17 protein-coding genes are annotated in these 21,991 nt (G+C 67.7%); 6 read left to right on the top strand and 11 right to left on the bottom strand.

From position 1 onward, the window contains the following. The 4 genes from G3O00_RS26265 to G3O00_RS26280 all read right to left on the bottom strand — a co-directional run. Positions 1-1,390, bottom strand: a 1,390-nt coding sequence (locus G3O00_RS26265) for an efflux transporter outer membrane subunit (RefSeq protein ID WP_206144773.1), incomplete at its 3' end; no start/stop codon positions are given. 5 nt (positions 1,391-1,395) lie between these two features. Beyond that, positions 1,396-2,625, bottom strand: coding sequence for an efflux RND transporter periplasmic adaptor subunit (locus G3O00_RS26270; RefSeq protein WP_206144760.1), 1,230 nt, complete (start codon positions 2,623-2,625; stop codon positions 1,396-1,398). 36 nt (positions 2,626-2,661) lie between these two features. Further along, a complete protein-coding gene (locus tag G3O00_RS26275; RefSeq protein WP_206144761.1) occupies positions 2,662-5,829 on the bottom strand; it encodes an efflux RND transporter permease subunit in 3,168 nt (1,055 codons plus the stop codon). A gap of 241 nt (positions 5,830-6,070) precedes the next feature. Then, the gene (locus tag G3O00_RS26280; protein ID WP_206144762.1) at positions 6,071-6,826 is read right to left on the bottom strand and encodes a Crp/Fnr family transcriptional regulator; all 756 of its coding nucleotides are present in this window, start codon (positions 6,824-6,826) and stop codon (positions 6,071-6,073) included. A gap of 168 nt (positions 6,827-6,994) precedes the next feature. Between G3O00_RS26280 and G3O00_RS26285 the strand changes: the two genes are divergently transcribed. Next, positions 6,995-8,665 (top strand): acyl-CoA synthetase, encoded by a 1,671-nt coding sequence (locus G3O00_RS26285; protein WP_206144763.1) that lies wholly within the window; start codon positions 6,995-6,997, stop codon positions 8,663-8,665. Between the two features lie 67 nt (positions 8,666-8,732). Here G3O00_RS26285 and G3O00_RS26290 read toward each other — a convergent pair whose 3' ends face one another. The 3 genes from G3O00_RS26290 to G3O00_RS26300 form a co-directional block, all read right to left on the bottom strand. Next, a complete protein-coding gene (locus G3O00_RS26290; RefSeq protein ID WP_206144764.1) occupies positions 8,733-10,190 on the bottom strand; it encodes an MmgE/PrpD family protein in 1,458 nt (485 codons plus the stop codon). 58 nt (positions 10,191-10,248) lie between these two features. Beyond that, positions 10,249-11,322: a porin gene (locus tag G3O00_RS26295; RefSeq protein WP_206144765.1), complete on the bottom strand. Its 1,074-nt coding sequence runs from the start codon at positions 11,320-11,322 to the stop codon at positions 10,249-10,251. Positions 11,323-11,482: 160 nt separating this feature from the next. Beyond that, a complete protein-coding gene (locus tag G3O00_RS26300; RefSeq protein WP_206144766.1) occupies positions 11,483-12,391 on the bottom strand; it encodes a CoA ester lyase in 909 nt (302 codons plus the stop codon). A gap of 228 nt (positions 12,392-12,619) precedes the next feature. Here G3O00_RS26300 and G3O00_RS26305 point away from each other — a divergent pair, with 228 nt between their 5' ends. Genes G3O00_RS26305 through G3O00_RS26320 form a run of 4 tightly spaced genes read left to right on the top strand, consistent with a single transcriptional unit; the run spans position 12,620 to position 17,254 of the window. After that, positions 12,620-13,369, top strand: a complete 750-nt coding sequence (locus tag G3O00_RS26305; protein ID WP_011355322.1) for an IclR family transcriptional regulator — start codon at positions 12,620-12,622, stop codon at positions 13,367-13,369. An 18-nt stretch (positions 13,370-13,387) separates the two neighbouring features. Next, on the top strand, positions 13,388-14,665 hold the full coding sequence (locus G3O00_RS26310) for a CoA transferase (RefSeq protein WP_206144767.1): 1,278 nt from the start codon (positions 13,388-13,390) through the stop codon (positions 14,663-14,665). A 59-nt stretch (positions 14,666-14,724) separates the two neighbouring features. Beyond that, the gene (locus G3O00_RS26315; protein ID WP_206144768.1) at positions 14,725-15,747 is read left to right on the top strand and encodes a cyclase family protein; all 1,023 of its coding nucleotides are present in this window, start codon (positions 14,725-14,727) and stop codon (positions 15,745-15,747) included. Between the two features lie 40 nt (positions 15,748-15,787). Further along, on the top strand, positions 15,788-17,254 hold the full coding sequence (locus G3O00_RS26320) for an MFS transporter (RefSeq protein WP_206144769.1): 1,467 nt from the start codon (positions 15,788-15,790) through the stop codon (positions 17,252-17,254). Positions 17,255-17,305: 51 nt separating this feature from the next. Here the strand turns inward: G3O00_RS26320 and G3O00_RS26325 are convergent, their stop codons facing one another. From G3O00_RS26325 to G3O00_RS26335, 3 genes are all read right to left on the bottom strand, one after another. Beyond that, positions 17,306-17,737 (bottom strand): YqaA family protein, encoded by a 432-nt coding sequence (locus G3O00_RS26325; protein WP_206144770.1) that lies wholly within the window; start codon positions 17,735-17,737, stop codon positions 17,306-17,308. A gap of 53 nt (positions 17,738-17,790) precedes the next feature. After that, the gene (gene kch / locus G3O00_RS26330) at positions 17,791-18,966 is read right to left on the bottom strand and encodes a voltage-gated potassium channel protein (protein WP_206144771.1); all 1,176 of its coding nucleotides are present in this window, start codon (positions 18,964-18,966) and stop codon (positions 17,791-17,793) included. Positions 18,967-19,088: 122 nt separating this feature from the next. Next, positions 19,089-19,727, bottom strand: coding sequence for a LysE family translocator (locus G3O00_RS26335; RefSeq protein ID WP_206144772.1), 639 nt, complete (start codon positions 19,725-19,727; stop codon positions 19,089-19,091). 285 nt (positions 19,728-20,012) lie between these two features. On the opposite strand from G3O00_RS26335, the gene G3O00_RS26340 reads away from it, so the two are divergent. Continuing rightward, a complete protein-coding gene (locus tag G3O00_RS26340) occupies positions 20,013-20,495 on the top strand; it encodes an Lrp/AsnC family transcriptional regulator (protein ID WP_021159229.1) in 483 nt (160 codons plus the stop codon). 814 nt (positions 20,496-21,309) lie between these two features. Here G3O00_RS26340 and G3O00_RS26345 read toward each other — a convergent pair. Then, a partial coding sequence (locus tag G3O00_RS26345; protein ID WP_277399316.1) for an IclR family transcriptional regulator C-terminal domain-containing protein occupies positions 21,310-21,991 on the bottom strand: 682 nt, incomplete at its 5' end.

Genomic DNA, 21,991 nt, shown 5'->3' on the forward strand with positions numbered 1-21,991 from the left:
TGCCCTGGATCTGGACGGCCTGCCGCTCGCTCGTCAGCAACTGCTGTTGGGCCGTCAGCACGTCGATGAACGGCGTCAGGCCGCCCGCGTAACGATCCTGCGCGAGCGACACGAGCTTGCGCGCGTCGTCGACGGCCGCGGAGGCTTGCTGCGCGGCGTCGGCGAGCACCGACAATCCCGTGACCGCATTCTGCACCTCCTGGAACGCGGTGAGCACGGTCTGCCGGTAGCTGGCCTGCGCGGCGACATAGCCGGCCTGCGCGAAATCGACGCCGGCCTTCAGCTTGCCGCCTTCGAACAGCGGCTGGCTAAGCGACCCGCCGACCGACCACAGCAACGCCGGCACGGTGAACAGGCCGGCGAAGCGCGTGGCATCCCAGCCGATATCGGGCGACAGCATGATGCGCGGGAAATACGCGGCGCGCGCGACGCCGATCTGCGCATTCGCGGCCGCCATCGCCCGCTCGGCCGACGCGACGTCGGGGCGCCGCTGCAGCACGTCGCTCGGCAGGCCGGTCGGCAGCGCCGGCGCGTTGATCGGCACGACGCGCGGCGCGATCGAGAAAGCGGGGGCCGGCGTGCCGACCAGCGTCGCGATCGCGGTTTCGACCTGCACGCGCTGCTGGAGCAGCAGTTGCGCCTGCGTGCGCGTCGCGTCGAGCTGCGCGCGCTGCTGCAGCAAATCGAGGCCCGACACCGCGCCGAGGTCGTGGCGCGCGCTCACGTAGTCGAGCGCCTTCTGCTGCAGATCGATCGACCGCTTGACGACGTCGATCTCGGTGTCGAATTCACGCAGCGCGAAATAGCTCGATGCGAGATCGGCGGTCAGCACCAGGCGGGCGTTCGCGAAATCGTCGCCGGCCTGCTCGGTGGTCGCCTGCGCCGATTCGACGCTGCGCCGCACGCGGCCGAACAGGTCGAGTTCGTAGCTGACGGCCGCACCGACCTGGACATCGTTCTGCACGGTCGACGTGCTCTGCGTCGCGTAGTTGGTCTGCGGCCGGTCGGCCGAGATCTTGAAGCGCTGGCCGCTCGCGTTCAGGCCGACGGCCGGATACTGCGCGGAGGCGACCGACGCGAGTGTCGCCTTCGCCTGGTCGTAGCGCGCGGCGACGGCCTTCAGGTTCTGGTTGTTGCGCAGCGCTTCGGCTTCCAGTGCATCGAGCTGCGGATCGCCGAACGCGGTCCACCATGCCGGGTCGAGCGGCGCGCTCGCCGGCGCGGCCGGATGCCAGTATGAATCCGCCGGATCGAGCCGCCATGCGGCCGGCGTGTCGACGTCGGGCCGTTTGTAATCGGGGCCGACCGTGCAGCCCGCGAGGGCGGCTGCGAGCGCAACGGCAGTGGCGACCGACGTGGCAGCGGCGGCGGGCCGCCGGCGGAAGCGCATCGCGATCACGACTTCGCCTCCGCGGTGCCGGAGGCCGGCTTCGCGGCCGGCGCCGAGACGATCACCTGGTCGCCGTTCGCGAGCGCGTCGCTCGGGTTCGTGACGAGGCGGTCGTTCGGCGTGATCGGGCCGTCGACTTCGAGCGTCTGCCCGATCGTGCGCACGACCGTCACCGATTTCAGGCGCACCTGGCCGTTCGCGTCGACGGTCGCGACCGTCGGACCTTCGGCGCGGAACAGCAGCGTATTGGCCGGTACCTGCAGGCGGCCGACCGGCGTCATCGGCAAGGTGGCCTGCACGTACGCGCCGGGCAGCAGCCGGCCGTCCGGGTTCGGCAGCGTGATTTCGATCTGCAACGAGCGCGTCGCGACGTCGATCGCCTCGGACGTGCGCGTGATTGTCCCGTCGAACGTGCGGCCCGGCAGCTCGGCCTGCGCGACGCTCACATGCTGGCCGACCTTCACCTGCTGCGCGTACGCCTGCGGCACCTGCACGTAGAGGCGCAACTGGTCGGCCTGCACGACCGTGAACAGCGAGCGGCCGGCGTTGCCGGAGCTGACGAGATCGCCGACGTCGACGTTGCGCTGCGTGACGATCCCGTCGATCGGCGCGACGATCCGCTGGAAGCCTTTCAGCTCGGTGAGACGGCGCATGTTCGCATCGGCCGCGGCGAGGTTCGCGGTGCCCTGGTTGAACGCGCCTTGCCGGTCGTCGAGTTCCTGCTGCGAGACGGCATCGCGCTGGCGCAGCTGCTGCGCGCGGTCGAACGACGTCTTCGCGAGCGCGAGGGCGGCCTGCGCCTGCTGGCGCTGCGCGGTGGCCTGCGCGAGTTCCTGGTTCAGCTCGGGCGTGTCGAGTTCGGCGAGCAGTTGCCCCTGCTTCACGTGCGCGCCGATGTCGGCCTGCCAGCGCAGCACGTAGCCGCTCGCGCGGGCGTAGATCGGCGCCTCGACGAAGCCGCGCAGCGTGCCGGGCAGCGTCAGCTTGCCGCCGGTGGCCGCATCGACCGGATGCACGACGGTCACGTACTGGCGCGTGTTCTGCTCGGCAACGGCGTCGAGCCGGTTGCGGTTCAGTACGTTGACGACGACCGTGCGCGCGGCGCCGGCGGCCAGCAGCACGCCGATCACGATCAGGACGATCTTCCCGCGTCGCGACACCGACGTGCGCGTCGGCAGGTGCATGCCGCGTTCGTCTACCTGGATGCCGACGGAGCTGTGATGTTTCTCTTCCATGAATTCAACCAAATCAACCGGGTAGTGGGACGAAAATCAGTGGCCGGCCTGGCGCGCACGCCGGCGGGCCAGCCGCGCATGCACGCCGCCGAACACGAGCGGCACGAACAGCAAGGTCGACACGGTCGCGAACAGCAGCCCGCCGATCACCGCGCGGCCGAGCGGCGCATTCTGCTCGGCGCCTTCGCCGAGACCGAGCGCCATCGGCACCATCCCGATGATCATCGCGAGCGCCGTCATCAGCACCGGCCGGATCCGCGTCGCGCCGGCTTCCAGCGCGGCCGTGAGCGGCGGCGCGCCGGCCTCGAGGCGCTGGCGCGCGAACGACACGACCAGGATGCTGTTCGCGGTCGCGACGCCCACCGTCATGATCGCGCCCGTCAGTGCCGGAACGCTCAGGTGCGTGCCGGTGATGAACAGCATCCAGACGATGCCGGCGAGCGCGGCCGGCATCGCGCTGATGATGATCAGCGGGTCGAGCCACGACTGGAAATTGACGACGATCAGCAGGTAGACCAGCACGATCGCCATCGCGACGCCCGCGCCGAGGCCGATATACGACGTGCGCATCGTCTCGACCTGGCCGCGCATCGTCAGCTCGGTGCCGCGCGGCAGCGTCGCGCGTGCATCGGACACGATGCGGTCGATTTCGCCGGCAACCGCGCCGAGGTCGCGGCCTTCGACGCTCACGTACACGTCGATCGCCGGGCGGATGTTGTAGTGCGTGATCACGGCCGGGTTCGCGGTGCTGCGCACCTGCACGAGGTTGCCGAGCAACTGCAGCGGCGTGCTCGTGCGGCCGCTTGCCGAGATCGGCGTGCCGAGCAGGTCGTCGACCGACGAGATGCTGTATTGCGGGGTCTGGATCTGCAGCGGGTACTGGACGCCGGAGCGCGGGTTGATCCAGAACGACGGCGTGGTCTGAGAACTGCCGGACAGCGAGATCAGCATGTTCTGCGCGACGTTCTGCGCGGAGAGGTTGAGCTGCTGCATGCGCGTACGGTCCATGTCGGCCAGCAGGGTCGGCTCGTCGTTGCGTTGCAGCACGTGCACGTCGACGGCGCCGGGGATTTGCCTGAACTTTTTCATCAGGCTGCTCGCGATAGTCATGTTACTCGCGAGATCGTTGCCGAGCACCTGCAGATCGATCGCGGCCGGTTGGCCGAAGTTGAGGATCTGCGTGATGATGTCCGACGGCTGGAAGAAGAACTCGACGCCCGGGAAGCGCTGGGGCAGCACCGTGCGCAGCGCCTGGATGTAGTGCTGGGTCGCGCGATGGCCGGGCTTCAACGCGATCAGCAGCTCGCCGTCGAGCGTGCCGATCGTGCCGGCGTTGCTGTACGACAGGTTGATGCCGCTCGCCGGCAGGCCGAGGTTGTCGACGATCGCGCCGAGTTCGTCGGGCGGCACGGTTTCGCGGATCACGCGCTCGACCTGGTCGGCGAGGCGCGCGGTTTCCTCGATCCGGTAGCCGGTCGGCGCGCGCATGTGCAGCCGGATGTTGCCGGAATCGGCATTCGGGAAGAAGTCGCGGCCGAGCACGAACACGAGGCCTGTCGACAGCACGCAGAAGCCGAGGAAGCACATCGCGTAGAAGCGGCGGCGCACCAGCAGGATGCTGAGCAGCACGATGTACCACGCGCGCAGCCGCTCGAACGCAGCGTTGAACGCATGGTGGATACGCGCGAAGCGCGACGTCGCATGGTCGGGGCCGGTGCTCGCCTGCTGCGGGCGGAACAGCAGCATCGCGAGCGTCGGCACCAGCGTGCGCGACAGCACATACGACGCGAGCATCGCGAACACGACGGCTTCCGCCAGCGGCACGAACAGGAAGCGCGCGACGCCCGTCAGGAAGAACATCGGCACGAACACGATACAGATGCACAGTGTCGACACGAACGCGGGCACCGCGATTTCGCCCGCGCCTTCGAGGATCGCGTCGTGCAGGTTCGTGCCGAGATGCAGGTGCCGCTCGATGTTCTCGATCGTCACCGTTGCATCGTCCACCAGGATCCCGACCGCGAGCGCGAGCCCGCCCAGCGTCATGATGTTGATGGTCTCACCGAGCGCGGACAGCGCGATCAGCGACGTGAAGATCGACAGCGGGATCGAGATCGCGATGATCAGCGTGCTGCGCCAGTTGCCGAGGAACAGCAGGATCATCATCGCGGTCAGCACGGCGGCGATCAGCGCCTCGTGGATCACGCCCTGGACGGCCGCGTTGACGAACACCGACTGGTCGAACAGCGGCGTGATCGTGAGCCCTTCGGGCAGCGTCGGGATCACCTTCGGCAGCAATGCCTTCAGGTCCCCTACGACCTTGAGCGTCGATGCGTCGCCGCTTTTCAGGATCGAGATGAGCACGCCGCGCTGGCCGTTCTGGCGCACGACGTTGGTCTGCGGCGCGAAGCCGTCGCGTACCGATGCCACCTCGCGCAGGTAGGTGGTCGCACCGTTGACGGTCTGGATCGGCAGGCTGCTGATGTCGGCGATGGTGTCGGCCGATGCATTCGTGTCGATCCGGTATTCGGTCTGGCCCATCTTCGCGGTGCCGGTCGGCAGCACGAGGTTCTGCGCGTTCACCGCGTTGACGATGTCGGCGGGCGTGAGCCCCTTCGCGAGCAGCGCCTGCGGATCGAGGTCGATCGCGACCACCCGCGTGCGGCCGCCGTACGGGAACGGGATCTGCACGCCCGGCACCGTGATCAGCTGCGGGCGCAGGAAGTTGAGCGCGATGTCGGCGAGCGACTGCTCGCTGAGCGTCTTGCTCGACAGCCCGAGCTGGATCACCGGGATGCTCGACGCCGAATAGGTGATCACGAGCGGCGGCGTCGCGCCCTGCGGCATCTGCCGCACGATCGCCTGCGCGGACGAGACCGTCTGCGCGATCGCCGTCTGCACGTTCGCGCCCGGTTGCAGGAACACCTTCACGACCGCGATGCCGGGCAGCGACGTCGATTCGACGTGCTGGATGTTGTTGACGGTCGTCGTCAGGATCCGCTCATGCACGGACGTGATGCGGTTCGTCATCTCGGTCGCGGAGAAGCCGCTGTAATTCCAGATGACGCTGATCACGGGAATGTTGATCGCGGGCAGCACGTCGACCGGCGTGCGCATCAGCGCAAGCGGGGTGGCCAGCACGATCATGATGGCCATCACGATGAACGTGTAGGGGCGCTTGAGCGCGAGATTGACGATCCACATGGAGGCTAGCGGGACAGGCGGTGATCAGGCGTGGGTAAATGGAACCCGAATGATAGGCGTCGGCGTGGAACGGGTTACTGTCGCGAAACTGGCGGAATTGTCAGGTTGGGGCGCGGCGGCCGATTGCCGATTCAGCAGAGGAAACGCAGCGCGGCGCGACGGCCGGAAAACGGCCGCGATATCGGCTGCGATATCGGACGGGCATGCCGCTTCGGTGGCGATTCCGTTCATCGGCCCGCGCTCAGATCTGCTCCATCCCGACACGCGCGAGCGCACCGAGATCGACCACATCGATCTGGTTGTACGCGAGCCGCAGCGCGCCGAGCTTCTCGAGCTGTTGCAGCGCCTGATTGATCCGCTGCCGCGACACGCCGACGAGCATCCCCAGTTCCTCCTGCGAAATCGACAGCGACGGGCCGGTGTCCGGGTACAGGTCGGGGTTGAAAAGCTGCGTGAGCGCCTGCGCGACGCGCGCATCGACGTCGAGCAGCCGGCTGTTCTGGATCGACGCGATGAATTCGCCCATCCGGTTGTTCAGCTGATGGATCACGAAGCGCGTGAACGGCAGGCTCGTGTCGAGCAGCGCATGGAACGTGTCGACCGGCACGAACAGCACGGTCGAGCGCTGGATCGCGACGACCTCGTACTTGCGCAGCTCGCGCTTGATCACGCTCCCTTCGCCGAACCAGCCGCCCGAGGGCACGCCGGAGAACGTGCAGCCGCGCCCCGACGCATTGAAGATCGCGAGCTTCAGCAGCCCGCGGTGCACGCCGATCCAGTATTCGGACGGCGCGAGCCGATGGGCGATCACGTCGCCGGCCTCGCACTGCTCGACGCGCGACTGCGCGAGCACGAGCGCCTGGTGCTCGGGCGCGAGCGTGCGGAACCAGGCGCACTGGCCGAACAGCGTGGCGAGCGGCGGCAGCGGGCCCGGTTCGGAGGGCGTGTCGGCCGGGTAGGCGGGCGCGTCGGGCGGGGCAGCGAGTGGGTCGTGCATGGGTGCGGGTTTGCGAGGATAGGGATAACGCGCAGCGCGTGAAAGGCACTCTGTCGTTTCGATGACAGACGGCTCACAATAGCGCCCGTTAGGCTGTCGGCAATTGAACCACATCAAAACGATCCGGGGTGGATGCGCCCCGGTCGACAGGACACGGGAGACAGGATCATGACGCAGATGTTCGAGGCCGGACTCGGCCGCCGCGACGCGAATTACGTGCCGCTCACCCCGATCGACTTCCTCGTCAGGACGGCCGAAGTCTATGGCGATCGCCTCGCGATCGTGCACGGCGACGTGCGGCGCACCTGGGGCGAGACCTACACGCGCGCGAAGCAACTGGCGAGCGCGCTCGCGCGGCTCGGCATCGAACGTGGCGACACGGTCGCGGCGATGCTGCCGAACATCCCGGCGATGGTCGAGGCGCACTTCGGCGTGCCGATGGCCGGCGCGGTGCTGAACACGATCAACACGCGGCTCGACGTCTCGTCGGTGCTGTTCATGCTGCGTCATGGCGAGGCGAAGGTGCTGATCGTCGACACCGAGTACGCGGAGTTCGCGCATCGCGCGGCACTCGAGGTGCCGGGCCTGAAGATCGTCAGCGTGGCCGATGCGATGCCGGCCGATCCCGCGCGCTTCGCGGGCGCGACCGACTACGAGGCGCTCGTCGCAAGCGGCGACGCCGACTACGCATGGACGCCGCCCGCCGACGAATGGGAGGCGATCGCGCTGAACTACACGTCCGGCACGACCGGCGACCCGAAGGGTGTGGTCTATCACCATCGCGGCGCGTATCTCGCGGCGATCAGCAACATCCTCGAATGGGACATGCCGAAGCACGCCGTCTACCTGTGGACGCTGCCGATGTTCCACTGCAATGGCTGGTGCTTCCCGTGGGCCGTCGCGGCGCGCGCGGGCGTGAACGTCTGCCTGCGCAAGTTCGATGCGAAGACGGTGTTCGACCTGATCCGTCGCGAACGCATCACGCACTACTGCGGTGCGCCGATCGTGCAGAGCGCGATCGCGAACGCACCGGCCGAATTCCGCGAAGGCATCGACCACACGGTACATGCGATGGTCGCGGGCGCGGCGCCCGCGCCGGCCGTGATCGCGAAGATGAAGGAAATCGGCTTCGACCTGCTGCACGTGTACGGGCTGACCGAGGTCTACGGCCCGGCGACCGTCTGCGCGAAGCAGTCGCACTGGGAAGAACTGAGCGACGAGGATCGTGCGCGGCTCAATGCGCGCCAGGGCGTGCGCTATCACCTCGAAGCGGGCGCGACGGTGCTCGATCCCGACACGATGGCGCCGGTGCCGGCCGACGGCGAGACGCTCGGCGAGATCATGTTCCGCGGCAACATCTGCATGAAGGGTTACCTGAAGAACCCGAAGGCGACCGACGAGGCGTTCCACGGCGGCTGGTTCCATACCGGCGATCTCGCGGTGCTGATGCCGGACGGCTATATCCGGATCAAGGATCGCAAGAAGGACATCATCATCTCGGGTGGCGAGAACATCTCGAGCATCGAGGTCGAGGATGCGCTGTACCGGCACCCGGCAGTGGCGGTGGCGGCGGTCGTCGCGATGCCCGATCCGAAGTGGGGCGAGGTGCCGTGCGCGTTCGTCGAGCTGCGCGAAGGCGCAAGCGTGACCGAGGAGGAGATCGTCGCGCATTGCAAGGCGCTGCTTGCGGGCTTCAAGGTGCCGAAGGCCGTGCGGTTCGGCGAACTGCCGAAGACGTCGACCGGCAAGATCCAGAAATTCCAGCTGCGCAACGCGGTCGGATCGGACAAGGCGATCGATCTGGCGGGCGACAACGTGCCGGGCAAGAAGGCACAGTAAGCCGCGGCATACAGGCCGGCGGTGGCGCTTCGTCGCTCCGGCGGCGGTGCCGCCGGGCCGCCATCGTTCAAGTGCGAATCGTCATCAGCGCAGGCAGCTTCGAGACGTCCGGCTGCGCGTCGAGACGCCACAGCCAGTCGAGCGCGCGACGCGTTTGCGCCGTCTTCCAGTACGGCCGGACGCATCGCGTGAACTTGGTCTCGAAATCCGCGCGCGTCATCGGATGGTGCGGGAAGCCAGGCAGGTCGTCGACTTCGCGCGTGAACCTGCGGCCGTCGTCGGTCACGGCGGTTACGCGATTCGGCGCGTACTGCGGATAGCGTGCCGTCAACTCCGGATCTTCCACGACCGTGACCCGTTCGATCAGCGCGCGCAGCTTCGGGTCGCGCAGCGCCGCCGGGGTATAGCTGGCCGTCGTGATGTCGCCGTCGAGCATGGCGCGCGCGACGACGTACGGCAGGCTGTGATCGGCTGTCTCGCTGGTCTCGGGCGCCCATTTCTGCCGGTCCTTGCCGGCCGTGACGTAGCCGACCTGCGTTGTCGCGATCTCGATGCTGCGGATCCGTCCGAGGTCGCCGATTTGCGCGGCGACGTCGATCGCCGCCGGAATCGACGTCTGCGTGAGCCCCTGCGCCGGGTAGTACTTCACGATGCAGTCGTTGATGCGGAAATGTCCGCCGCGCCCGCCGAACTGCGCGAGGTCGACGTCGAATGCGCCCGAGATCTGCCGGAAGAAGCCGGCGTTGCCCTCGAAGATCGGCGACGGGCCGGTCAATCCCTCACGTGCCAGGCGCGTTGCGAAGATCGCGTTGCGTGCGGCGTCCGCATCGGCCAGCGCCTTCCAGTTCGACAGCTCCTGGATGCGCGTCTGGTTGAGCGCCATGTGCCCGTTGATCGCCAGATTCACGGCCTGCACGAGCTGCGCGCGGGGCAACGACATCAGCCGGCCGGTCGCGAGTGCGACGGCCGGCAGGCTGTAGCACGTATGGTCCCAGCCGCGCGGGCTGATCGCGGCCGCGTCCATCAGGCGGCAATTGATCTCGTAAGCCAGCGCGATCGCGAGGATCAGGTCGCGGCCGCTGCCGCGCTGCGCTTCGGCCACGGCGAGGCACGGCGCGACGTTGTCGCTCGGGTGGCCGGTTTCCTTGCCCGCGTACGCATCGTTGAGGTCGAAGTAGCGCAGCGCGGCGCCGTTGGCGAAGGCGGCCAGATCGGGCGTCGTGCGTTGCGCGGTGCCGAGCAGCGTCGATGTGCCGCCGCCCGTTGCGAGCGCAATCTGCCGGGCGATGCGCACGGGCGCTTCATCGTGGGCCGCGATCGCGCAGCCGAGCGCGTCGATGAAATGCGCCTTGACGGTCTCGATCGTCGCCGCGTCGAGATCCTCATAGCGCAGCGAGGCGGCGTAGTCGGCCAGCTGATGGGCGAGATTGACGGGCGATGCGGGCGTCTGTGCAAGCGTGCGCAACGGCACGGCGGCCGCGACGGTGGCGCTGGTCAGGGTGGACAGGAAGTGGCGTCGATTCATGTTCTGGGTCATCGGGAAAATGGGTCGAAAGGCGTGTACGTGGCAGCCAGGCAGCGCGCTAGAACAGCTTGCGCATGCCGATGGCGATGCCGAGCGAACTGCTGCGGTTGCTGGCGAGCGAATAGTTGAGGATGCGGTAGTTGTAGTTGTCGAAATCGAGCGCGGCGCGCCATGCGTAGCCGCTGGTGAGATAGAGCGTGGTGGCTTTCGACAGCGCGTAGTTGAATTGCACCGTGATCTGCTTCGGGTTGTCGGGATCCGGCGCCGACTGGCCGGCCGCGGGATTCTGCTTGCCGATGTCCTCGTAATAGAACGCGCCGATCACCTGCAGCACGGGCGAGACCTGGTAACGCGTGCCGAGCCAGTAGAAGTTGAAGCGTGTGACCACGCCGGGGGTGGTCACGCTGCCGTTCGCATGGTTGAAACCCGCGATCAGTTGCGCCGCGCCTAACGTGTAGATTGCGGAGGCCGCATAGCGCCGGAAATGGGTGATGTCGGCGGGCTGCGTGCCGTTGACGTTGTCGTAGGCGGCGGCCACCGACAACGCCGCCCCCGTGTATTCGATGCCGATCCCCGAGGCCGCGCCGCTGCGAAACGATCCCGGCGTGCCGCCGAACGAATAGTGCGCCTGGATCGCGACCGGCCCGTAGGTCACACGGTACTTCGCCATGTTGTTCTCGCGGAAGTTCAGGCCGACGATCGCGCCGGCGGGCTCGTAGATCGTCGAGTACGCGATGGTTGGCGAATAGCGCTCCATCACGTCGAAGAGCGTCGTGTACTGGCGGCCCAGGCGCAGTGTGCCCCATGTGTCGTGCTGCAGCCCGACCCAGGCGGAGCGGTCGAAACCGCCGGAGTTGGTGCCGTTGTTGAGGTTGATCCCGCTTTCCAGTCGGAACACGGCCTGCCAGCCGCCACCGAGCGCTTCCGAACCCTTGATGCCCCAGCGGGAGCCGCTTTTGCCGCCCGAGCCCATCCGTACGAGCGACCCGGAGCCGCCCGGCGTGGTGGCGTTCTGGTGCGTGAGGGTCTCGAGGTAGATGTCGGCGACGCCGTACAGCGTCAGGCTGCCCTGGGCGCTCGCGGTGGCGGAGGCCACCCCGAGGCCGCACAAGGCGAACAGCTTCTTCTTCATCGTTGTCTCCGGTTTTTTTGATGTTGTTGTGTCTGTCATGCGAATCGACGGGGCGGCCGGCGTGCGATACGCGCGACGCGCCGTCCGGAGCGGCGACGCGTGCCGCCGCGTTGCGGCCGACGACGCACGTTCGCCAGCACGTCGCGGGCGAGAACGGGCGCTAGCGGGGCCCGTCCTGCGTGCGGCCCGGCTGCGCCTGGCGCCGCGCGAGCACACGTCGTGCGCGCTCGACTATCGGCGCGTCGATCATCTTTCCGCCGACGCGCAGCGCGCCGCGCCCATCCCTGCACGCGGCTTCGTACGCGTCGATCAGCGTCTGCGCGGCCTGAATTTCGTCGTCCGTCGGCGCGAATGCGCGGTTCAGGATCGGCACCTGCGCGGGGTGGATGCAGGTGGCGCCAGCGAATCCCATGGCCTTCGAGCGCTGCGCCATGCGGGCGAACCCATCGAGATCGTCGAGCGAGTCGGGCGTGCCGGCGAGGCCGAGCGGCAGCACGCCGGCCGCGCGTGCCGCGATGACCAGCAGTTGCTTGGGCACGTTCAGCACGTCTGCGCTCGCGTCGCTCTCGCAGTGCAGCGCGAAATCGCCGCCGCCGAGCATCAGCGCCGCGATGCGCGGCGACGCACGGGCAATTCGTGCTCTCGCCTCGAACGCGCCGGGTGTCTCGATCATCGCGATCACGCGGGTCGAGCCGTGCGCGATGCCATGTTCGCCCTCCAGTTCGCCGAGCAGCGCGTCGATCGCCTCGAGGTGCGACGCGCCGAGGACTTTCGGGATCGCGACGCCGCCGGCCCCCGCGGCAACCGCCGCGCGCAGGTCGGGCACCAGCCATTGCAGCGAAGCGTTGATCCGGACCAGCACGTCGCTGCCCGTCGCCTTCAGGTCCGGCACGGCTGCCGCCAGCGCGTCGCGTGCGAGCGCCTTCCGGTCGGCCGGCACGCTGTCTTCGAGGTCCAGCAGCAACGCGTCGGCGCCGCACGCGGCGGCCTTGCCGACGAATCGCGGGACGTGGGCCGGCACGTACAGCAGCGAGCGCCAGTCGGGGGCATTGCAGGGGAGGTTCTTCATGGTCATCCAATAAAATGAAAGTCACTTTCATTTTTGTGCGGATCTTGAAGGTTCGTCAATATCGAGGTTTACCCGTGCAGATAAAGGGATTGCGTGCGATCGGGGAGCGCGGTCGATCTGATTCCCTGTTGACAGGATGAATCGCATCCATAAAAATGAAAGTCACTTTTGTTTTTGCGCGAATGCACTCCGGTGCCGTCCGGCCCGGTTTTTCTTGACGAGGTAGTGATGAATGCTCAGGCAGATGGCGGCGTATCGGCCGTCAATCGTGCGTTGTCGGCGCTGCTGGCGTTCGGCGATGCGCCGAACGGGTTGATGCTCGCGCAGGTCAGCGAGGCGACGGGGCTCAACATGAGCACGCTACTGCGCCTGTTCGAATCGCTCGAGATGTTCCAGTTCGTCAAGCGCATGCCCGACGGCCGCTACGTGCTCGGGCCGGCCACGTTCCATCTCGGCATGATGTATCGCGAGTCGTTCCAGCTGCGCGAGCACGCGGTGCCGTTGCTGGCGCGGCTGTCGGAGGAAACCGCCGAAACCTCGGCGTTCTATGTGCGCGATGGCGACGAGCGCGTATGCCTGTTTCGCGCGTATGCACAGCGTGCCGTTCACACCAACGTGCGCGAAGGCGACCGCTTCCCGCTCGAGGCCGGGGCGGCCGGTCGGATCCTGCTCGCGTTCTCCGGCACGCGTGGCGGCGATTACGACAAGATCGCCGAGCAGGGCTACGCGGTGTCGATCGCGGAACGCGACCCGGAGAGTGCGGCGATCGCCTGTCCGGTGTTCGGGGTGGGCCGCTCGCTCGCCGGCGCGATTTCGCTGGGCGTGCCGCGCTATCGCTTCAACAAGAAGGTGCTCGCCGACTACCTGCCGCGCGTGCAGGCCGCAGCGAGCGAACTGACCCATACGCTGGGCGGCGATCTGCCGGTGTCGGGCAGTGTGCCCGCGGCAATCGGCCCGCAGGGCGAACTGCAGGATTAATCCACCAGGAGAATCGTCATGTCGGAACCCTTGGCGCAAGCCGGAACCGAAAGCGCCAGTCATGCGGGCCGTATCGGGCCGCTCCACGGTCGCGAGTTCGACGCGGACGCCGCCGGCCCGTTGTCGGGCGTGCGCGTGGTCGACCTGTCGCGGCTGATGGCCGGCAACATGCTGAGCGTGCAGCTCGCGGATTTCGGTGCGGACGTCATCAAGGTCGAGCCGGAGCAGGGCGATACGCTGCGTGCGGTCGGCGCGGGCGGTATCAGCACGAACTGGAAGGTGTACGGGCGCAACAAGCGCAGCGTGTGCATCGATCTGCGCACGCCCGAAGGTATCGACGTCGTGCTGGCGCTGGTGCGCGACGCAGACGTGTTCATCGAGAGCTTCAAGCCGGGCGTGCTCGAGCAGATGGGCCTCGGCCCCGACGTGCTGCTGGCGGTCCGCCCGAAGCTCGTGATCGCGCGGATTTCCGGATGGGGGCAGACGGGGCCGTATCGCCACAAGCCCGGCTTCGGCACACTCGCGGAAGGTTACTCGGGCTTCGCGGCGATCAACGGCTTCGCCGACCGCGAGCCGGTGCTGCCGCCGATGTTTCTCGGCGACATGACGGCCGGCCTGTCGGGCGCGATCGCCGTGATGGTCGGGCTATGGGCGCGCGACGCGAACGACGCGCCGGGCCAGGTGATCGACGTATCGTTGTTCGAGCCGCTGCTGTCGATTCTCGGGCCGTCCGCGGCGAACTATGCGATGACCGGCACGGTCAAGCCGCGCACGGGCAGCCGCTCCACCAACACGGCGCCGCGCAACGCCTATCGCACGCGCGACGACCGCTGGCTGTGCCTGTCGAGCTCGACGCAGACGATGGCGGAGCGCCTGTTTTGCGCGATCGGGCGGCCCGATCTCGTGGACGATCCGCGCTATCGCACCAATGTGCTGCGCGTGCAGCATGCGCAGCAGCTCGACGAGATCGTCGGCGGTTTCGTCGCGGCGCGCGATCTGGCCGACAATCTCGCCTTCTTCGAGGAGACGGGCGTCACGGCCGGACCGATCCATGATGTTAGCCAGGTTGTTCAGGACCACTATGTGATAGAGCGGGAGGCACTGGTGAACGTGCCGGATGAAGACGTCGGAACGCTGCCGATGCACAACATCGCGCCGCGCTTCTCGCATACGCCGGGCACGTTCCGGCGCCCGGCGCCGCGGCTCGGGGAAAACAACCGCGAGATCCTCGTGCCGCTGCTCGGCGAGCTCGAGTTCGCACGCCTCGCCGAACGCGGGGTGATCTGTCACGGGTAACGACTGACGGGTACGCGCATCCGCGGCCTGCGATACAGATAATTCAGGAGACCTTCAAAATGAACCCGCGCTGGAAGCACCGGCCCCCCGGCTCGAACTGGGGCGATTTTGGCGACGACGACCAGAAAGGTCGCCTCAACTGGCTCACGCCGCAGAAGACCCTGGAGGGCGTGCGCGAGGTGCGCGAAGGGCGCGTGTTTTCGCTCAGCCTGCCGCTCGACGTGCCTCATGGCGGCGGGCTCAACGCACGGCGGCGGCCGCCCGCGATCATGCCCGCGCTGATGCACGACAAGCCGTACTTCGGCTATCGCGCGGAGGAGCAGGTCGCGCATGCGACGGACGTCGTATGTGACGACGCGTTCTGCCTGCACTCGCAGTTTTCGACCCAATGGGATGCGCTGTCGCACGTCGGCGGACTGTTCGACGCGGATGGCGACGGCGACGCGGAAGCCGTGTTCTACAACGGCTACCGGATGGGCGAGCACGTGCGGGTACCCGAAGTCGGCGCACAGGTGGGCGGCGCTCGCGCGCTCGGCATCGAGCACATGGCGGCGAGCGGCGTGCAGGGGCGCGGCGTGATGATCGACCTGCGGCATCATTTCGGCGATGCGCGCCGCAAGGTCGGCTATGCGGATCTCATGGCGGTGATGTGGGCCGACAACGTGGTCGTCGAGCGCGGCGACATCGTCTGCCTGCATACCGGCTTCGCCGACCGGCTGCTCGAAGCCGAATTGCCCGGTCATCCGCTGGACGTGCACGCCACCTGCTGCGTGCTCGACGGCGACGATCCGCGCCTGCTCGAATGGATCGACGAGTCCGGGCTCGCCGCCCTGGTCGCGGACAACCACGCGGTCGAAGAGCGTCCGCGTGCGCCCCTGCCGCGCACCGAAAAGGGGCCGTTGATGCCGCTGCACGCACTGTGCCTCTTCAAGCTCGGCATCCATCTCGGCGAGCTGTGGCATCTCACGCCGCTCGCGCGCTGGCTGCGCGAGCACCGGCGCAATCGCTTCCTGTTGACGGCGCCGCCGCTGCATCTGCGTGGCCTCGTCGGCTCGCCGGTCAATCCGGTCGCGACCGTCTGAACGCGGCGCGACACCCGCATTTCTTTCCGGAGACAGCAGCATGTCCAACTCAACCGCGCTTGCCGTGACGGCGCGCATCGACCGCCTGCCGCCGACAGCCAGCATCTGGAGCCTCGTGCTGATGCTGAGCGTCGGCGGTTTCTTCGAGGTCTACGACCTGTTCCAGATGACGTACCTGCCGGCCGGGCTCGTCACCGACGGGATTTTTCATGTCGGCGCGAAAGGCATGTTCGGCCTGTCCGACCAGGCGACGCTCGGCGCCGCGACGTTCGTCGGCCTGTTCATCGGCGAAATCGGCGTCGCGCGGCTGGCCGATCGTTTCGGGCGGCGCGCCGTCTTCACCGGCTCGCTGCTGCTCTATACGCTTGCCAGTCTGGCGATGTGCGTGCAGCAGACGGCGGTCGGCATCCACCTGTGCCGGCTGGTCGCGGGCATCGGCGTGGGTGCCGAACTGATCACCATCGGTGCGTATCTCACGGAACTCGTGCCGAAGGGCATGCGCGGCCGCGCGTTCGCCGTATGTTTCGCGATCGGCTATCTGGCGATGCCGGTGCTGGCGCTTGCGTCGTGGCTGCTGATCCCGCGCGCGCCGCTCGGTATCTCTGGCTGGCGATGGGTGATTCTGGCGGGCGGCAGCGGCGCGGTCATCGTCTGGTGGCTGCAATCGCGGATTCCGGAGTCGCCGCGCTGGCTCGCGATGCGCGGCCGCGTGGACGAAGCCGAAGCGGTGCTGGGCAAGATCGAGGCGCGCGTTGCGCGCGAGCACGGCGGGCCGCTGCCTGGCGTGCCCGCCGTCGTGACGGGCGACACGCTGGCCGTGCGCACCGTGTCGATGTGGGATGCCGGTTTGCGCGGCCGGACGCTGATGCTGATCGCATTCAACGCGTGCCTGAGCATCGGCTTCTTCGGGTTCAGCCAGTGGCTGCCGAGCCTGCTGGCCGCGCGGGGCACGCCCGTGACGCAGAGCCTGCTCTATGCGTTCCTGATCGCGTTTGCGTATCCGCTCTCGCCGCTCGTGGCAGGGCTGCTCTCCGATCGCGTTGAGCGCAAGTGGCTCATCGTGGCGACGGCGTTCGGCGTGGCGTTGTTCGGGACGGCATTCGCGATGTCGTCGTCGGCGGCCGCCGTGATCCTGTTCGGCATCCTGATCACGTTTTGCAACACGACGCTTGCGAGCAATGCGACCGCCTATCAGGCCGAGGTCTTCCCGACGGTGATCCGCAGCCGCGCGCTGGGGTTCGTACACTCGTTCGGCCGGCTGACCGGCGTGGCGAGCAGTTACCTGATCGCGCTCATCCTCGCGCATCTCGGCGTGCCGGCGGTGTTCGTATTGATCGGCGCAAGCATGCTGGTCGTGATGCTGTCGATCGGGTTATTCGGCCCGCGCACCAATCGCCGCTCGCTTGACGAGATCGCGGCGCCGAACGCGGCGCGGCAAGACGCAGGGGGCTCGTCCGCTGCGTCGGACCGGTATCGCGGCCCGGCAGTGCGCGCGAGGCAGCGGTAGCGCGGGCACGGCGGCTACCGGGCGGCACGTGTCGGGTTCGGCGATGCCGGGTCAGCCCGGAACGAGCCACGCGATCACGAGATATCGCGCGACCTTCGCGACGGTGACGATCGCGAGGAACGTCGGCAGCGGCTCGCGCAGTACGCCGGCGATCATCGTCAGCGGATCGCCGATCACGGGCGCCCAGCTCAGCAGCAGCGACCAGCGGCCGTAACGCGCATACCAGCGTTCGGCGCGCGCGAGCGCGGCGGGCTTGACAGGAAACCAGCGGCGCTCGCGGAAGTGCTCGATGCCGCGCCCGAGTGCCCAGTTGATCACGGAGCCGGCGACGTTGCCGATGCTCGCGACGAGCACGAGCGCCCACGCGGGTTCGCGCCCGGCGAGCAGCAGGCCGGCGAGCACGGCTTCGGACTGGAGCGGCAACAGCGTCGCGGCGACCATCGACACGGCGAACAGGCCGCCGTAAGTGAGCAATTCGGACATCGCGCGATTGTACCGGGCGCGCGCCGCCCGCCCTGGGGCACAGGGTCACACGGTCATGCTGCGTCGGCCGTGCCGAACAGCAGGTGCGAGATCAACGACTTGTCGACGGGTTCGTCGTTGAGCGTGCTGGCCAGCAGTTCGCCCGCGAGCTGCTGCGGCGAGAACACCATGTCGGGCTTCAGGAGGCGCAGCCGTTCGAGGTTGCGCTGGTGGTTCACGAGCGCGACCGTGCGCACCGTCGGTGCGATCTCGCGGATCGCGAGGATGATGAAGGCGTTTTCGGCGTCGTCGGAGCGCAACGCGAGCACCGCACGCGCGGTCGCCGCGCCGGCGCTTTCCAGCACCGCGTGGTCGGTCGCATCGCCGACGATCAGGTCGGTCGCCGCCGGATAGTTGTGCTCGACGCCGGCCGGCACGACGACGGTCACCGCGTAGCCGCGCTTGCGCAGCCCGTCGTGCACCGCATGTGCGACGGGTGTTGCGCCGACGATCAGGTAATGATGCTTGCGGATCACGTTCGAAATGCCTCCCTTGACGATCCGTTTCAGATTGCCGCCGATCACGGGGCCGACGACCGCGCTGATCGACGTCGCGAACACCGTGATGCCGAGCACGATCACCGAAGCGGTGAACAGGCGCGCGGTCGGCGCGTGCGGAACGATGTCGCCGTAGCCTACCGTCGACATCGACACGATCGAGAAATAGACGGCCGTGGCGAGATCGTGGACGGGCGGCGTGAATTCGTCGCCGAGATACAGCACGCCGAAGGTCGCGTAGATCAGCAGCGACACGATGCTCAGCAACGCGAACAGGCTGCTCGCGGCAACGCTCGCGCGGTCGAAGTGCCGCCAGTAGTACAGCAGCGCGACGGCCAGTACGGCCGTGTAGACGAACACGGCGTGGCTGCGATAGCCGCCGAGCACGCTGATCGCGGCAGCGGCGACCAGCAGCAGGATCGACAGCACCCACGCGACGCGTGCGCGCAGCACGATGCCGATGGCCATCGTCGCGAGGCCGGCGGCGACGATCACTTGCGGCAACACGACGAGCCCGGCGTTGTCGATGAGGTTCAGCGCATCGGCGAGCCATGCGTGATGCACGCCGAGCCGGGCATGCTCGACGACGGGGCGCAGCACCATGAGCGCGTCGAGCGCGAGGAGGAGAGCGAGATACCAGTGCAGGCCGACCGGCGCGAACAGGCGCCGCAGGCGGGGTGTGAGGGGCTTCATCCAGTCGCCCGGCTGGCGGGCATGTCCAACGAAACAGCCGCTACCCTAAAGCATTCGGCAATCGGCTGCTTTTTCGACGCACTTTGGCGGCGGCCGCGATGACGCCCGCCTCCCGGTCGTTGTCAGTTCCAGCCGACCATGATCGCGCCCATCCCGACGAGCAGCCCGCCCGTGACGCGGTTCATTGCGCGCATCCGTGCGGGCCGCTGCAGCGCGCGGCTCAGCCGGTGCGAGAACAGCGCCATCGATGCGACACCGCCGGCGAACAGCACCGCGAACGTCGCCGCGAGCAGCAGGTACTGCTGGTTCAGGCTCCAGTCGCCGCTCGGGCTGATGAACTGCGGAAAGAACGACGGGAAGAACAGCAGCGTCTTCGGATTGAGGCCCGAAGTCGCGAGGCCGCGCCAGAACAGCGCGCGCTGCGTGTCGGTCTCCGCCGTTGCCGGCCCGGCCGAGGCCGCGGGTGCGCCGGCCGGCGCACGGCTGAGCCATTGCTTGCAGCCGAGCCAGACGAGGTAGGCCGCGCCGGCCCAGCGCAGCACGGTCAGCGCGCGCTCGTCGAGATGCACGAGGGAATTCAGGCACAGCGCGGTCAGCGCGAGTTGCAGCAGCACGGCGAGCGTGCCGCCCCAGACGCACGGCAGCGCGCGGCGCCAGCCGGCGCGTAGCGCCTGGTTCATGGTGAGAAGGTTGACGGGGCCGGGGGCGTAGACGAGAACGGCGGAAGCAGCGAGAAACGAGAGGTAAAGCCTGAACGACATGACGGGTAGGGCAGGAACAGGAACACGGGCGCCGAAGCCGCGCGGCCGGATAGGCGCGCGGGCGGCGGGGAATCGCATGCCTGCTGGCCGGCACCGCAACTCGTGATTGCGGCCATGCGTCCCGGTGCGAAGGGGTTGTCGCGGGGAGCGTGCCGGACAGCAGGCATGGGTAAAAATATAGCAAGGGGCCGGATTAAAAGGCTTCCGCTTTTCCACACAAACCGACACAAATCCGGAATGTCGTTCAGATAGAATCCCGGTTTTCAGAAGAAGATTCTTCCTGCCATGGCCACACGTGAACGCTCGCCGAAAACGCTCGACAGCCAGGACCGCAAGATCCTCGGCGCACTGCAGAAAAATGCGCGCCTGTCGAACGCCGAACTGGCCGAACAGATCGGCATGTCGACCACCGCGTGCTGGAACCGCACGCGGCAGCTCGAGGTGGACGGCTACATCGATGGCTACGTCGCGCTCGTCAATCAGCGGAAGCTGGGCTATGCGGACATCGTGATCCTCGAAGTCACGCTCGATCGTCACGAGGACGACGCGCTCGCGCGCTTCGGCGAGGAACTCGCCGCACTGCCCGAGGTGCTCGAGGCCTATCTCGTGTCGGGCGAGTACGACTACTGGATCAAGGTCGCGGTGGACGGCACCGCCGGCTACGAGCGATTCCTGCGCGAAAAGCTGTACAAGATTTCGAGCATCCGTCACAGCCGCTCGATGTTCGCGCTGCGCTGCATGAAGGACGTGCCGTCGATTCAGGTGTGAGGAGGGGGCGAGCATGCGGCCGTCGTTGAAACGGCGGCGCGTGTGGCTGCACGTTTGCGCGGCGAAAGCCGGCAATCGGGTGGCGGGAGATGGTGTACCGCGCGGTCCCGCGCCTTGGCCGGAAAAGCGGACGAATCTTCCGTCCGCGACGATCCGGTGTACCCGCGCGCCGGCGCGATAGCGGTTGCCCGCGGGGCAACCGTCAGACAAAACCGCGCCGATGCCGATCGGCGCCGGTATCGGCTTTAAAGCGACTTCAACGCGTTCCCGACACCGGGAGCGGATTCAACCGGGACAACCCCGGCCTGTTTCCACGTACTGGCCTGGCTGGCCGTTGCCCGACGCCGCGACCTCATGACGCGCGTCCGGGCAAGCGGATCAGGCAGGGTAACGTGCGGACGGCCGGCTGGCGGCCGGTCGTTCCGTTCAGTGCGGCAGGCGGGCGTGTGCTTCAGCGATGACTTCGCAGTTCTCGAGGTGGAGTGCCCAAGCTTCTGCAATCAGGTCGCTCACACGTGCGAGCCAACCAGCGGATTCGGTGGAACGGTCGGAGACATTGGACGTTTGCATGACGAAGCCCCATATAGGTGGCGAGTTAGGGATAACCCTAATCATAGCGAAACGCCTCCGCTTTGTGAAATGCGATTTCGTTATATGAGAATTACTGACAATTTGTGTTGCTGCTTCGCAACATGAATATCGGCTGCCCGTCCGTGGCGCGCAGGCGTGACGAGGCCGCGCCTGCAGGGTCTCGCACAAAACAGAAGAGGGGATTCGAGCGGTAGGGAGGATGGCGGAAGCGGCCGGCGGCGGCTTACCGGCCGATCCACCCGAACCGCCACGACAGCCGCCGCGTCGCGGCGAGCAACGCGTGCGCGAGGTCGCTGTCCGGCCCGCGCGGGAACCCGCGCGACGAGCCGATGATCGCGATCACGAGCCGGATGCTGCCGGTGTGATCGAACACGGGCGCGGCAATCGTCCCGATGCCGGGCACCGGCGCATCGAACGCGAAATCGAGTTCGTCCGTACGGATCGTCGCGAGCCGCGCGCGGAAGGCGTCGTCGGCCGGCGCCACGGCGTTACCCGCGAGGCGCACCGGTTCGTCCGCGAGCAGATCGGCCAGCACGTCGTCGGACATGCCGGCAGCGAAGATCCGTCCGATCGCCGTATTGACGAGCGACATCACCGTGCCGACCTGCAGGCTCACGTGCTGCGGCCGCGCCGATTCCTCGAGGCGGATCACGGTCGGGCCGAGCGGCCCGAGCGTCGCGGCTGCCACGCTCATGTCGGTCGCGCCCGCCAGCGCGACGATCTCGGCTTCCGCGTCGCGCGTCGGCGACACGCGCTGCATCGCGATCAGGCCGAGCGCCTGCCCGAGCGGGCCGCCGCCGAAGCAGCCGGTGTCGTCGCGGCTCAGCAGGCCGATCTTCTGCAGGCTGACGAGATGCGGAAAGGCCTTCGCGGCCGGCATGCCGGCGGCCGTCGCGAGATCGCGC

This window comes from Burkholderia sp. Ac-20384 (genome assembly GCF_017104605.1).
GTDB lineage: Bacteria > Pseudomonadota > Gammaproteobacteria > Burkholderiales > Burkholderiaceae > Burkholderia > Burkholderia lata.